This is a genomic window from Synechococcus sp. H55.7 (genome assembly GCF_047462395.1).
Lineage (GTDB): Bacteria > Cyanobacteriota > Cyanobacteriia > Thermostichales > Thermostichaceae > Thermostichus.
Genome location: NZ_JANSJD010000025.1, coordinates 1 through 13,948, shown reverse-complemented (window position 1 = coordinate 13,948; position 13,948 = coordinate 1). Strand labels below are relative to the sequence as shown.

Genomic DNA, 13,948 nt, shown 5'->3' with positions numbered 1-13,948 from the left:
TCCTCCCCTTGACAACACACCGGGGGATCAAGCACTTCTGTTATTCTGGCATCCATCACGGGATCCCTCTACTCAGCATGGGTGAGGCATATCGGCCTATACCGGGATCCCCATACCTTTGCTGGTCGTAGGGCCTACAACCCACTAGCGCGAACGGCACCCGCTAAGGCTCAGGGAGCGGGGCTAGGCGTCAACAACTGCTCCCCTTGCAACATGCGAGCGGCAGCGCTGAACAACTCTTCCTCCAAGTAGGGCTTGGTGAAGTAGGCAGTGGCTCCCAGCTCCCGGGCTGTCTGCCGGTGCCGTTCTGCCCCCCTTGAGGTAAGCATAGCTACCGGAATATGCTTGAGGTTGCTGTCTGCCCGTATGCGGGAGAGCAACTCCAGGCCGTCCATGCGCGGCATCTCGATGTCGCAGAAGATGAGATCGCAGCGCAAGCCACCGCGAAGCTTTTCCCAGGCGTCCTGTCCATCGCGGGCTTGCTCCACCCGGTAGCCCACCTTTTGGAAGGACATGGAGAGCAGCTCCCGCACCGCAATCGAGTCATCCACAATGAGCACCGTGGTTTGATGGGTTTCCTCGACACGTGGCTCCGCAGCGCGACGCTCTGCCCAGAGGCGGCTGAGATCGCGACGGCGGCCTTGGGCCATATCCACCAGTTCAAGGACATCAGCAATGGGCAGCACGCGACCATTGCCCAGCACCGTTGCCCCAGAAATGCCAGGTGGTTTGGGCACAGGCCCGCGCAATTGCTTGATCACGATTTCCTGCTCTTCCACAAAGCTGTCCACCTGCAGGGCAAGGTACTGGCCGGCACTTTGGAGGACAACAATGGGGATGATGCCCTCATCCTGGGCAACGCTGTAGACCTCGGAGCGGCTGCGGCTGTGGCTGCGGCTGTAGGACAACAGATTCGAGAGGGGTTGGAAGGGAAGGCGTTGATCCCGCCAGGGAATGGAGAGCCGCCCCTGCTCGTCCGGCTGCACCTCGTCGACGGGAACATCCAGCATTTCCTCCACACCGTCGAGAGGAAAGGCGATCAGGGCTTTGTCGCTGACACACACCATCGCCTTGGAAATGCTTAAGGTAAGCGGCAGGCGGATGGTAAAAGTGGTGCCCTTGCCGCGCACGGAATCCACTTGGATGCTGCCGCGCAGATCGGTGATGTTGCGGCGCACCACATCCAAGCCAACCCCCCGCCCGGCCAGGTCGTCCACCTCGCTGGCCTCGCGGCTGCTAAAGCCGGGGTGGAAGAGGACGTTGAATACTTCGTCTTCGGTTGCCTGCTCTGACAGCAGCCCCAGCCTTTGCGCCTTGGCCTTGATTTTCTCCACCGGGATCCCGGCGCCATCGTCGGCGACAACGATGATTGTCTGGTTGCCTTGGTAGAAGGCCCTGACGGTGATCTTGCCTTCAGGGGGCTTGCCCAAGCGGCGCCGCTCCTCAGGGGGCTCGATCCCGTGCACCAGGGCGTTGTTTACCAGGTGGGTCATCGGGTCGGAGAGCTCTTCCAGGATGGCTTTGTCGATGAGGGTGTCGCGGCCTTCCACCACCAGGCTGGCCTGTTTGCCCGTTTTGATGGAGAGATCACGGACGGCGCGGGGCAGGCGGTCGGCAATTTGCGCGAAGGGCACCATGCGCGCCCGGTTCAGGCCTTCTTGCAGTTGGGTGGTGACTTGGCGGAATTGGCGGGTGATCTGCTCTGCCTCATCCACCGCAAACTCGATGTCGGAGGAAGACTCGCGTACCCGCACGATGAGCTCAATGATCTCCTGGGCCAGAGTGTGGAAGGCCGTAAATTGATCCATCTCCAGCTTGTCGAACTCTTGGCCGGAAGAATGCCCTCGCCTGCTGTGTCCGGCTCCCTCGCCATTGCGACCGAAGCCCACCGTTACCGTGCCGCCATAGGCTGAGCCGCTGCGGCTGGAGAACAGCGCCGACTCCAACAGGGAGCGGTCGTACTGATCCCGCATGCGCTGGCCCAGCTCCCCCAGTTGTTGCACCCGGCCCAGTAGGCCATCCAGAAACTGGCGCAGGCGAGTTTGGTTTTGCTCCATGCTGTTGCGAATGACCACCAACTCTCCCACCAGGTTGTTGATGGAGTCGAGGTGGCGCACCTCCACCCGCATCACAGGGTTGCTGAGGGCAGATCGCCGTGTAGCCGGTGCCGTGGGGGCGGCTGTTGCTGGGGCGGCAGCGACAGCGGACGGAGAAGGTGCCGGCGCTGCTGCAGAGGCCTGGGGGGCGACCTCGAGATTGACTAGGAGGGATTCCAGTTGGGCTGCGAAATCGTCGGCAACCTCGCCGCTCACGGCTGCAGGGGATCCCACAATGGGAGCGATGAACTCTTCCAGCTCAGGCGGCACCGCTGGTTCGGCGGCATCGAAAAGGGCGGCCAAATCGTCCAAACTTGGGGTAGGAGAGACTTCCGGCGCTTCTTCCTCCGAGAGCTGGGTCTCGCTGCCAAGAACAGTCGCGCTCGGGGCAGCCAAGAGCTCATCCTCTGTGAACAGGCTTTCCAGTTGGCTTGCCAGATCCTCTTCTGCCGGCTGGGAAGCTCCGCCTTGCTCTGCAGCAGCTACAAGTGGTTCTGGCTCAGGCAGAGTCACTCCCTCCAGATTGCTCCCTTGCAAAGCCTCTGCCTCGCCCAGGAAGGTGGCAAGATCTGAGGGGATCCCTTCCTGGGCGGCCTCCCTTTCTGCAAAGAACCGGCTCAGCTCATCCAAATCCACCTCGCCATCCATGGCCGAGAGGGATCCGCCGGCTTCTAAGCTCAGGGCTTCGGTTTCGGTCTCCTCGGCAAATAGAGCATTGAGGCGGTCGAAGGAAAACTCTGGCGAGGGGGCAGTGCCCGCCAAATCGGTAGGCTGTGTTTCCCCAGAGAGCTCTTCTTCCTGGGCCGGGAACACCTCCTCCAACCAAGCCCCCTCCTGGGCGTCTGCCGGAGTCTCGCCGGCGAAGAGATCGCCTAGGCCCAGCTCGGCCTCGAAGTCTGGGGTTGCCGCTGCCATTGGCTCGCCAGCAGCAGCAAATTCCTCCAACGTCGGCAAGGATTCCTCGGCAAAGAGGTCTTCCAGTCGCTCAACCGCAGCCGGGCCAGAATCCGCAACATCAAAAGAGGGCTCAAAAGCAACATCAAAAAATCCAGAAGGTTCGCTTTCTTCCGGCATCGACGAGGCTTGATCGGCTGCAGGGGTGGAGAAAAGGCTCTCCCAGCTATCTTCGGCAGCCTCATCCGCAGCAGAGTCGGCCAACTCTGGGGATCCCATCTCCCCAGAATCCCAGTCTGCCGGGGTGGAAAAATCCTCCAGCCGAATATCGGCGGGGAATTCAGCCCAGAGATCCCCATCCCCGATGGCCTGCTGAAGGGGTGGGGACGGCTCAGCCGCCCAAAGATCCGCCACCGAATCCCCATCGGAAATGGCCCCAACGTCAGGGAGCTCGGGCATTTCCTGCAGGGGAACATTCTCTACGGAGAGTTCCTCGAGCTCAAACAACGCCTCCACTCCGGCACTTGCGGCTTCCTCTGGGGCAAAGTCAAACACCTCCTCTGCGATTTCTGCAGCAGCTTGGGCCGGCACTTCCTGTTGTACAACCGTCCAGACGGCCTGGCTCGCTTCCTCAGCCCCTGTCAGCTCGGCAGGCTCTGCTGCCGCTTCACCCACCACTTCGGCAAACAGATCCGCCAGATCGGCCTCGACTCCCTCCTCCTCCAAGCTTGGGCTCGGTTCCGCAAAGGTCTGCAAGAAAGGCTCAGGAGAAGGGGGGATCAGCTCCGGCGGGAACTCCTCGATATCGGATAGCGCTTCTGCGTTGGCAAACAGCTCGTCAAAGGCCGAAGCGGCTTCTTCCTCCAGATCCAAGGGGGTGGCATGGAAGTCTTCCGCAACAGAGGCCAAGTTGGATCCCAGCCCATCCTCTTCTGGGTTTTCTGCCGGCACGGCGGCTGCTTCCCGGTCTTCCTCCCAGGCCGCTGCGGCCTCCGGCCAACTCAGATCTAGGCTCTCCTCTTGTGCAGGAGCGAGCAGGTTCTCTGAATCCAAAGCCGTGTCCATTTCCCAGAGGGATGCCGGCTGTTCCACCACTTGATCCCAGCTCGCTTCTGCGCTCTCCTGCTCCTGCAAGGATGTCTCGGCTTCTGGCATGGGCTCAGCTTCCCAGCTCCGATGGGGGGCAGCACTTGCTTCGGCAGGGATCCAAGCAGCCGCAGCCCAATCCTCTGGGGCATCTTCAGGTTGGGTAAACAGCGGCTCTGCCTCAGACTCCCCAGCAAGGCCAAGCTCGAAGAGCTTCGAGACCTCTGGCTCTTCGGGGGCTGCCGGCACAGGGCGGAAGGCCAGCAACTCTGCCGAGGGCTGGATGGTGTTTGCCGCTCCGCTGGCCAGAGCTTGGTGAGCTTGCTTCAGATCTCGCAGCACCGGCAGGGCCAGTTGTCGCAAGTTCTGGCCGGGATCCGCCAAAATCTCGACGATCAAGCGGGCTAAGTCTGTCCAGCCTCCCAGATCCAGAGCTGAGGACTGTCCCAAATCCTGCAAAGATTGCGCCAAAGCTTGCAGGGCCGGTCGGGTAGCTGGGTCGTCGGGACGTTTGAACAACTCCAGCATCTGGCGCAACAGAGCTGGGATCTGCTGATGCACCAGCACCTCCCAAGGATCCGGTGGGGCAGGGGGGGCGGCAGGGCGAGCCAGTTGTTGCAGTTCTGGAGAAGGGGCAACTTGTTCCGGCTGGCCGGCCAAAATGAGCTGCTGTCCCTGCTTCAAATCCCGCAGGGCGACCAAAGCCAACGTTCGCAGATCGGCGTCGGGGTTGCCCAGGGCTTGCCCGAAAGTTTCTGTCAACTGCTGCCAGCCCGCCAGATGATGAACTTGTCCGATCTCTTTGAGGACGGCGTTGGCCGCCACTAGCTGATCGCGAACGCCTGGCTGCTCCCCTCGCTTGAACAGCTCCAGCATCTGGCGCAACTGCTGCGGCACCACCTCTGCCATGTCCTGCTGCAGGGTACGGGCTGCCGGTGGCGAGACGGGAGCTGAGACAGGGCCCTCGCCCAGAAGATTTTGAATGTGCCTTTCGGTCTCTTGAAAAACCGGCTCCAATTCCGCCAGCGTGGTGTTGCCAACTTCTTCGGTGAGGCCGCGGGGGCTCTGTAGCTCCTCCAACAACATCGCAAGCCCATCAAAGGCCTGCAAGAGCAAAGTTTCCAGGTGCTGATCGACAGGCACTCCGCCGGGACGAGAGCGAAAGATGTTGAAAAAATCCTCCATGCGGTGGGCCGTCCGTTGGATGCTGGTGAGGCCCAGCATGGCGGCTCCCCCCTTGATGGAGTGAGCAGCCCGGAACAGCTCGTTGATCAGCTCAGGATCGCTCATGCTGTCGCGCAGGCTGAGGAGCCCTTGCTCGATCGTTGCCAAGTGGTCGCGGGCTTCTTCAATGAAATAACTGAGGATCCGCTTCTGTGCTTCTTCGTTCATGGCAGGAGGCCCTTCCTACAGCCCACAAGTATGCATCAGTGATAACAGACCGACCAGGCTGAGCAAAGCGTTTGGCCAATGTTGCAAAGGGGGATCCCAGTGCCGTGGAAGAGCGGGGACTTCTCGTCCCTGGGATCCTTAGTCCCTAGAATGCCCTCAAAAAAGCAGATTTGCTCATTCATCCCCCACCCGGAAGCGACCGACGGAAGCCTGCAGCTCACGGGCAATGCTCACCAACTGTTGCAGCGAAGTCGCCACCTTCTGCGCCTCCTTGGAAGTCTCGTTGGCGGTCAACTCCACCGATTGCATCAACTGCGCCACCGAGCGAGAGGTTTCCGTCTGTTGCACAGTGGCCTGAGAAATCGCCCGCACCAATCCGTCGATCTGGTGGCTGATCTCGATGATCTCGTCCAGGCTGTTCTTAGCCTGCTCGGCCCGCCGTGTCCCCTCGATCACCAGTTGGGTGCCCTCTTCCATGGCCGTCATCACGTTGCCGGTTTCCGATTGGATCTGCAACACAATCTGCTCGATTTCCTTCGAGGCCTTGGCGGCTCGGTCGGCCAGTTGTCGCACCTCATCGGCCACGATGGCAAAGCCCCGTCCCGATTCCCCGGCTCGGGCGGCCTCAATACTGGCGTTCAAGGCGAGCAGGTTGGTGCGCGAGGCAATTTGTGAAATCAAGGCCACGATCTTAGAGATTTCCTGCGAGGACTCCGCCAAGCGCTTCACCTTGCGGGTGGTTTCCGCCACCGTTTCCCGGATCTCCAGGATGCCGCTGACCGTCCGATCCACCGCTTCTCCACCGCGAGAAGCTGCTTCTGTGGCTTGGGCGGTCACGTTGGCCGCCTCTCGGGCGTTGCTGGCCACCTCTTGAATGGACTCCGTCATCTCCTGAATGGAGTTGAGGGAGTTGGAAATCTCCTCCGCCTGGCGCAAGGCATCGGCGGAGAGGCTGCGGGCAAAGTCCTCATTCTGCAAGGCGGCATCGTTCACGGCGGCGGCGGCCCGCTTCACCTGGCTGACAATGTCTCGCAGACTGCGAATGGTCAGGTTGAAGGAGTCGGCCACCGCCCCCAGCACATCGGCAGTCACCTCTGCCCGCACGGTTAGATCCCCACGGGCAGCCCCTTCCACGTCGTCCAACAGGCGAATCACCTGGCGCTGGAGGTCTTCCTTAGCTTGCCCCTGCTCGGCAGCCCGCTGGTTCAGTTCTGTGAAGGTGGCCTCAATGGCAGCCGCCATCTGGTTGAAGCTGTCGGCCAAGCGCCCCAGCTCATCAGGGGCATTGACTGTGGCTCGTACTGAGTAATTCCCCTGGGCCAAGGCGGCAAAGTGGCCAGCCAGCTCTTGGGCGGCGGAGCGAAGGTGTTTGGCACTACTGGCCCCAAGTACAACCCCGGCTACCGTGCCGACCACCCCACCTCCGATGACGCCGGCCATCAAGCGAGCTCCCCCATTGGCCGGGATCCCCAGGCCAATCGCCAGCCCGGCAGCCAAACTCACCGCTCCTTGGATCAGCGCCGTGGCCAATTGCCGATCGGCAAGCGGGCGGTTGGCGAGCCCGGCAGATGTTCTTGTCCCTGCTTCGCCTGCACCAGGAAGGGGAATCGAGGCAGTGGGCAGGCCTTGAGGCTGCAAAACTTGGGCTGCTCCGCCGGCCATCTCTGCCGCCATCCCGGCCATCCCCTCGGTCGCCCCCTCATCTGGGTAGAAGACCGGCTCGCCGCCCTCCATGCCGGCCAGTTCGCGATCCAGGCTGTCCAGCTCGTCAAGATCGAAAAGGGCAGAGCCGGGACTGGCTGTGTCTTCATCGGGGGCAGGGATCGGCTCGCTCATGGGCGCGGCCAATTCCGTCGGCAGGCCCTCATCCAGGGATCCCCCTCCCTCCTCCTCAAAGCCGGGTAGGGACAAGCCCATCTCTTCGGGAAAATCTGCATCGCCGGCCAACTGCGTAATGGAGTCGGAGTCGCCTTCCAGGGCTTGCAAGTGCTCTCGGTCGAACTCGTTCAGGAAGGCAAAGTCATCCTCGACCACCGGATCGGTGTGAGGCCTGCTCTCTTGCGCACTTACCCGCCCCGAAATGGCCGGCGGCGTCACCCGCGGATGGGTTGGCAGCTGGTAAGATGGGAACAACGGCTCGGCCTCCGGCATCTGCAGCCCGGTCTCAAAGGGATCCTCGAATCCGCCTTCCTCAGCCAAAACATCCCCAGCGGCGGCAAAGGGGTCGCCTGCCATTGAGAAGGGATCCACTTCCTCTTCCCTGCTCTCCTCAAACTGCAGGAAGGGATCGGCGGCGGGGGACTCATCCGCCAACCCCTCTTGCGAGCGAAGCTCGTCCACTGCTTCTGAGGAGTCGGGCATGTCCGCCAGCTCCGGTGCCATTTGCAGCAGCTCCTCCAGCCCCTTGCGGGCCGACTCCAGCTCGTCGGGATCACTGGCCGTCTGTAGGATGGTGCTGTAGGTGTGGCGAGCTTCCAGCAACAGCCCGGCTTGCCTTTGGGCCGAAGCCAGCAGCAACTTGACGGCGGTATCCTGTGGCTGAGCAGCGGCCACTTGGTTCAACAACCGTACTGCCTGAACGTAGTCTCCCTGCCAAAAGGCGACCATTGCCTCGGTGAAGTCTCTCTGAGTGTTCGCGCTCGAAACCATGGATCCTCCCTTCCCTGCTTGGTTAGCTCTGTTCACGCTTCAACGCAGATGCCAACGGAACGCCCCCCAACACCAACACCTTCATCTCAGATACTATGTATGTAGGCTATTTCTCCCTCTGCCCATAGCGAGTACAAGAACACGTTTTTGCCGCCATCTCCCGATATAGCTGTCAAGGCAACCCCACCTTCACCAGGCTTGGCGCGCACTTTGGACAAGACCGGCTTTCCCCATTGTGAAGGAAGCCAGCCTGGCTCTTTGATAGGAACTATACACTCTCTTTTTGCCAAGTTCACAGAGGACTGCCTGTTAACTCCAACGATTGGATCTGAGGATGGCCGACTGATCCAGCAATGGCAGGCGGGATCCCGTCTCGGGCACCACCCATTCCCCTCGCAAGAAGGGAGCCATCGACTCAGGAGCCACGAGAACAGGCCGCACCGATTCCGTCTTCAGCCACTCCATGCCCACAATTGAATCCACGGCCAGGCCCATCAGCAAATCCTGTTGATCCATCACGGCCACCACAGGGAGCTCGGCGCGGTCGAGGTTGAGGGGCGGGCTGATCCCCAAAAATTGCCCCAGATCCGCAACCCAAATGATTTCGCCCCGCAAGTTCAGAGTGCCCAGCAGAACTGGCGCGACATTCGGCATGGGGGTAATTTTCTCGGGGCCGATGCTTATCACCTCCACAACCGCTACCGCCGGCAGCGCAAATTCTTCTCCGGTGGCGACCTTGAATTTCAGGAATAGCTCACCTTCGGGAGCCTCCATTTCCTGCAATTCTTGGGTCTCATCCCCCATCAACAGATCCAGATCCCCCAGCATGATGCTCCCCCGTATCGATGGTCTTGTGGAGGGGTGGCCGCCCCTCCCTTGCCCAGGGCCTAGAGCCCTTCTGGGCTCTGCCAGCAGGCATAGAAGCGGGATGGGCGGTTCCTAGCCTCTCAGTAATTGCTTAATCGTACCCACCAGTTCCTGCGGCTGGAAAGGCTTGGCAATGTAGGCATCTGCTCCCTGGCGGATCCCCCAGTAGCGGTCGAATTCTTCGCCCTTGGAGGAACACATGACGATCGGGGTTTTTTGGGTGAGCGGATCGGCCTTGAGGAGACGGCACACCTCGTAGCCATTCATCCGCGGCATAACGATGTCGAGCACAATCAGATCGGGCTTGCTTTGCTTCACCGCCTCTACGGCTTCCACCCCATCTCCCACCGTCATCACCTCAAAGCCATTCTCCTGCAGCAACTTGCCGATCATCTCTCGCTGCGATTGACTGTCTTCCACCACCAAAACGCGACTCATTTTTGGCCGGTCTCCTTGATCTCCCGCAACTGCTGTTTGATGGTAGCCAATAGCTCTTGAGGCTTGAAGGGCTTGGTTACATAGGCATCCGCTCGATTGCGCTTGGCCCACTCGATATCAAAGGCTTGATCTTTGGTGGAACACACGACGATACGGATGTGCTTGGTGCTTTCATCTCCCTTCACTTCCCGGCACACTTCGTAGCCGTTCATGCGGGGCATGACGATGTCCAGCACCACCACGTCAGGCTTCTGCTGACGAATGATGTCCATCGCCTCCACACCGTCCATGGCTGTGGAGACTTCCAACCCGCTCTCGGAGAGCAAACTGGAAATGGTCTCCAGATAGGTACGGTTGTCATCCACCACCAGCACTTTGCTCATGGTCATCTCGCTCCTGTTGTGTTTCGCGGGTCTGGTTGACCCTAGGGGCCACCTCAACCGAGATTTTGTCTTTCGACGCTTTTGGCCACACCTGGCCTTGTGGCCGTGGCTAATCCTATTTTTCGGCGTGGTTACTCCTCTGTCCAGTATTCCGCCTGCTCAGCCTTGTTCTCGATTTGGATTGATTGGGACTTGGCTACCCCGTGCCTATTCGCCGCCGCCCCGCTTGGGAGGTGGGCCCACATAAGATTCGACGACGGTCAACAACTCCTTCTCGGAGAAGGGCTTGCTGAGAAACTCGTTGGCCCCGGCCATGCGCGCCTTGATCCGGTCGGTGAAGCCGTCCTTGCCGGTGAGCATGATCATGGGGGTTTCGCGGAACTGGCTGGATTTGCGCAACATGGCGCACAGCTCGTACCCATCCAGCTTGGGCATGGCCACATCGCAGAGGATCATGTCGGGATTGAGGAGAAACACCTGTCCTAGGGCTTTGAGGGGGTTGCCGATGGTGGTGACCTGGTAGCCCTCGTTTTGCAGGATGAACTCCACGGTTTTTTGGATGGCCATGGAGTCGTCGATACAAAGGATGTGGCTGGGCTTGTCGCCGGCTTTGAGGGGACGGCTGTGCTGGGGCTCGGCAATCAGGACGGGCTCGGAGAGGTGAATCGCCCCTTGGCGAACATAGGGATAGATGGCCTTGGCCACTGCCAGGGTATCTCGGCCCAGGTAGCGACCCATCTGGCGAATGCTGGTTTTGCCGTCGGACCACTCGCTCAGGGCTTTGAAGACGGGGGCGGGCAGGGTTTGCTGGAGGGGGAGGGGGTTGACGATGGTGGGGGCTTGGTTGGGAGCCTGGATATAGGGATGTAGCTTTTTCCACTCCTGCACCTGGGTGACCATCTCGGTGAGCAGGGGGGTGACGGGGAAGGTGGTCAACTGGGGGGCCAAGGGGGATCCAGCCTCGAAAATGAAGGAGCCCTGGTGGAGGCTGAGCAGGTCGAAGAGGACTTCCCGCACCATGCCCAGCAGGATCTGCTTGCCTTGGCTGGGGTTGAGCTTGTGGTTTTCCAGCAAAGACCAGAGGCGGTTGTACTCGGGGGCATTGACCGCAGCTTTGGGAGGGATCTGAATTTCGTCTAGGGCGGCTTCCAGCTTGAGGCGGCGCAGGTAGTCTTTGAGGCGGGTGATGTTGCCTTCGCTTTCGGAGGCGTAGATGATTCGCCCATTTAGGAAAAAGACGAACCAGTAGGCGGAGCGGCTGGCCTCTACGAAAAGTTCACCGGTGCGCTGGCCCAACTCGATCAGTTGAAGGATGCTGCGGATATCGATCTCTTGTAATCTTCCCTGCATGGGATCCCTGCCTGGAGTTAGCAAGATACGACCATTATGACGCTAGTCTCTAATGGCTGCCGCCCTGCTTGTAGGACTATTTTGGAAACGGAGTTAAAGTTTTAAAAAGTTGGGGTTAAGCTTAGAGCCGAGTGCCTGCATTCCGAGTATCCTCTAGAGCCTGGTTCCTGCAAGACGTATGCTGCCGCAATTCACTGCCTGGGTGCTGGGTCCGCTATTGGCGATCTACACCGTCCTGTTTGTGCTGCGCATTTTCCTGTCTTGGTATCCGCAACTGGATACTTCCCGGCTGCCCTACTCCCTGGTGGTCGGCCTGACGGAGTTTCTGTTGCGCCCGACGCGCCGCCTGATCCCGCCGCTGGGGGGGGTGGACATGGCGCCTGTGGTGTGGGTGGGCCTGGTAACCCTGCTGCGGGAGCTGTTGCTGGGGCAGCAGGGGCTGCTGACGATGGCTCTGCACTAGGGCGTTTCCCTGGATCTGCTCAGCGACTTTGCAAGAGAGGGATCCGCTCGTCGGCCCCTTCCCGGATCTCCTCCTGTCTCTGTTGCAGTTGCCGGATCAGCTCCGGCACCACCTGGTAGAGATCCCCGACGATGCCGTAGTGGGCAAATTTGAAGATGGGGGCGGCGCTGTCTTTGTTGATGGCGATGATGGTCTGGGACTTGTCCATGCCGACGCGGTGTTGGATGGCGCCGGAAATGCCGCAGGCGATGTAGAGCTGGGGGCGAACGGTTTTGCCGGTTTGCCCCACCTGGTGGGCATAGGGGATCCAGCCGGCATCCACAGCCTTGCGGGAAGAACCGACGGCGCTGTTGGGGAAACAGGCGGCCAGCGCTCTCATCAGCTCGAAGCCTTCTGGGGATCCCAGCCCGTAGCCGCCGGAAACGATCACTTTGGCCCGCGTCAGATCTACGGCCTGGGAGAGGTTGCGCACCGTTTCCACAATGTGCAGCTTGAGATCCTCCGGCTCCAAGTTGACCGGCACCGGGATCACTTCCCCTTGGCGGGAGCCGTCCCACGGCAAGGGCAGCATCACGCCGGGGCGCACGGTGGCCATTTGCGGGTTTTTCCAGGGGCCGAGGATGCGGGCCTTGAGGGACTCGCCAAAGCTGGGCCGAATGGCGTACAGGCATTCGGGGAAGAGGCCGGACTTGCTGGGATCCCGGCTGTTGCTATACTCGAAGGGGCCGATGTCGAGCTCGGTGCAGTCGGCGGTCAGGCCGGTTTCCAGGTGGGCGGCCAGACGGGGGGCTAGGTCCCGACCGGTGGTGGTGGATCCCAGCAGGATGGTGTGGGGTGGCTGGGGCCAGCTTTTGAGCAGGTCCAGGATAACGCGGCGGTAGGGCAGGGTGCGGTATTCGGCCAACTCGGGGTGGTCGGCGATGAAGACCTGATCCGCCCCGTGGCCGATCAGGATCGGGGGCAGGTGAGCGATGTTGTGGCCGAGGACGAGGGCACTCAAGGTCGCTCCCAGCTTATCGGCCAGCCGTCGCCCCGCTCCCAACAGCTCCAGGCCGATGGGCTGCAACTCACCCTTGACCTGCTCGGCGAAGACCACTATCCGCTTATGATCCATAGAACCGTGACTCCTGAATTGAGATTGGGTCGAGGGCAATCTCATCTGTTGCGACGAGGTGAAGCAAAGTTTCTCCGGGTCAACTTTGTCAGCTTTTCACCGCCTAAAACCGAAAGCTTTCGCCAGCCACTCTGGGGCCGATAGGAGAGGGGACTTGGCCAACAGGACTAGGAAGTTGCAGCGCAGCGGAAGAGGTCAACGGCCTGCGTCAGTTGGCTGATCAGTTGCGGCACGGGCTGCCCTTGAAAGACCTGACAGTTGCCGCCGATTTCCCCTACTTTTTCGGTGGCGGCCACGATGGTCGGGGATCCCTGGAGGCCGCAGCGCTTTGGATCGGCCCCCACATCGTCCAGGTTGAGAATCTGGATGGCCTCGGCCCGTGCCGCCTCATCCCGCATCAACCGCTGCACCCGCTGCACGCCGCGTAGGGTGGGATAGGCCAGGCGCCGCGCCGAATTGGCCACCGTAATTAAAACCGGCAGCGGCACCGTCACCGTCTGGGATCCCCCTTCGATGGCCCGCCGCGCCACCAGAATCCCATCGCGGATCTCAAAAGCCTCGCAATAGGTAACCTGAGGGATCCCCAGCCGCTCGGCCAACTGGGGCCCCACCTGGGCCGTGTCGCCGTCGGTGGTCTGCAGCCCGCAGAAGATGACATCGGGCCGGCCCGCATAGCGAACCGTGTGGGCCAGGGTGTAGGCAGTGGCCAAGGTATCCGAAGCGGCCAGGCGGCGGTCGGTCATCAAAATGCCCCGATCCACGCCGTGGGCAATGGCCTCGTAGAGCACCTCGATGGCCGGCGGTGGCCCCATCGTGATCGCTGTCACCCTCGCCCCATGTTGCCGTTTGGTTTGCAGGGCCGCTTCCAGCGCATAGCGATCGAAGGGGTTCAGCATCCGCTTGGCCTTGGCCCGGTCGATCGTGCCGTCACTGTTGATGCCGGCTTTGGCATTTTGATCGGGAACTTGCTTAATGAGGACAAAAGTTTCCAAGGATATCAGCTCCCTAGCGATCCCCTCCAGACTAAGAGGGATCCCTAGGCAGCAGAAACTTATTCAGCTTTTTTTCGGGATCGGAAACGGTGAGCACTCTGATGAGCACTCTTCAGTCGCCTTTCTCAGCACATCAGTTGCTCAAGTATGAACTACCCCACCGCGCAGGCGGGTGGGGTTTCCCCATCCGCTTTACGGCGAGATTTTTGTCTCTTCCTCTGCCC

Annotated in this window: 9 protein-coding genes; 1 reads left to right on the top strand and 8 read right to left on the bottom strand. The window is 60.8% G+C overall.

The annotated features are described in order from the left end of the window. Positions 1-170: 170 nt before the first annotated feature. The 6 genes from NW851_RS11510 to NW851_RS11485 form a co-directional block, all read right to left on the bottom strand. Entirely contained in the window at positions 171-5,468 is a 5,298-nt protein-coding gene (locus NW851_RS11510; protein WP_414338657.1) for a response regulator, read from the bottom strand. 174 nt (positions 5,469-5,642) lie between these two features. Beyond that, the gene (locus NW851_RS11505) at positions 5,643-8,117 is read right to left on the bottom strand and encodes a methyl-accepting chemotaxis protein (protein ID WP_414334532.1); all 2,475 of its coding nucleotides are present in this window, start codon (positions 8,115-8,117) and stop codon (positions 5,643-5,645) included. A 309-nt stretch (positions 8,118-8,426) separates the two neighbouring features. Further along, positions 8,427-8,945: a CheW domain-containing protein gene (locus tag NW851_RS11500; RefSeq protein ID WP_414334530.1), complete on the bottom strand. Its 519-nt coding sequence runs from the start codon at positions 8,943-8,945 to the stop codon at positions 8,427-8,429. A gap of 111 nt (positions 8,946-9,056) precedes the next feature. Continuing rightward, the gene (locus tag NW851_RS11495; protein ID WP_414334529.1) at positions 9,057-9,422 is read right to left on the bottom strand and encodes a response regulator transcription factor; all 366 of its coding nucleotides are present in this window, start codon (positions 9,420-9,422) and stop codon (positions 9,057-9,059) included. Further along, a complete protein-coding gene (locus NW851_RS11490) occupies positions 9,419-9,805 on the bottom strand; it encodes a response regulator (protein WP_414334547.1) in 387 nt (128 codons plus the stop codon). The genes NW851_RS11495 and NW851_RS11490 overlap by 4 nt, the downstream gene beginning before the upstream one ends. A gap of 207 nt (positions 9,806-10,012) precedes the next feature. Next, positions 10,013-11,155 carry a response regulator gene (locus NW851_RS11485; protein ID WP_414334527.1) on the bottom strand — a complete coding sequence of 381 codons (1,143 nt, stop codon included), beginning with the start codon at positions 11,153-11,155 and terminating at the stop codon, positions 10,013-10,015. Positions 11,156-11,333: 178 nt separating this feature from the next. On the opposite strand from NW851_RS11485, the gene NW851_RS11480 reads away from it, so the two are divergent. Continuing rightward, entirely contained in the window at positions 11,334-11,618 is a 285-nt protein-coding gene (locus tag NW851_RS11480) for a YggT family protein (protein ID WP_414334526.1), read from the top strand. 19 nt (positions 11,619-11,637) lie between these two features. Here NW851_RS11480 and NW851_RS11475 read toward each other — a convergent pair whose 3' ends face one another. After that, positions 11,638-12,732, bottom strand: a complete 1,095-nt coding sequence (locus tag NW851_RS11475; protein WP_414338652.1) for an electron transfer flavoprotein subunit alpha/FixB family protein — start codon at positions 12,730-12,732, stop codon at positions 11,638-11,640. Positions 12,733-12,899: 167 nt separating this feature from the next. Continuing rightward, the gene (locus tag NW851_RS11470; RefSeq protein ID WP_414334522.1) at positions 12,900-13,724 is read right to left on the bottom strand and encodes an electron transfer flavoprotein subunit beta/FixA family protein; all 825 of its coding nucleotides are present in this window, start codon (positions 13,722-13,724) and stop codon (positions 12,900-12,902) included. Between the last annotated feature and the right edge of the window lie 224 nt (positions 13,725-13,948).

Excerpts from the sequence above, each read along its gene's own strand:
- NW851_RS11475 (WP_414338652.1), bottom strand. The coding sequence starts at position 12,732 with ATGGATCATAAGCGGATAGTGGTCTTCGCCGAGCAGGTCAAGGGTGAG.
- NW851_RS11485 (WP_414334527.1), bottom strand. The coding sequence starts at position 11,155 with ATGCAGGGAAGATTACAAGAGATCGATATCCGCAGCATCCTTCAACTG.
- NW851_RS11510 (WP_414338657.1), bottom strand. The coding sequence starts at position 5,468 with ATGAACGAAGAAGCACAGAAGCGGATCCTCAGTTATTTCATTGAAGAA.
- NW851_RS11495 (WP_414334529.1), bottom strand. The coding sequence starts at position 9,422 with ATGAGTCGCGTTTTGGTGGTGGAAGACAGTCAATCGCAGCGAGAGATG.
- NW851_RS11505 (WP_414334532.1), bottom strand. The coding sequence starts at position 8,117 with ATGGTTTCGAGCGCGAACACTCAGAGAGACTTCACCGAGGCAATGGTC.
- NW851_RS11480 (WP_414334526.1), top strand. The coding sequence starts at position 11,334 with ATGCTGCCGCAATTCACTGCCTGGGTGCTGGGTCCGCTATTGGCGATC.
- NW851_RS11490 (WP_414334547.1), bottom strand. The coding sequence starts at position 9,805 with ATGAGCAAAGTGCTGGTGGTGGATGACAACCGTACCTATCTGGAGACC.
- NW851_RS11500 (WP_414334530.1), bottom strand. The coding sequence starts at position 8,945 with ATGCTGGGGGATCTGGATCTGTTGATGGGGGATGAGACCCAAGAATTG.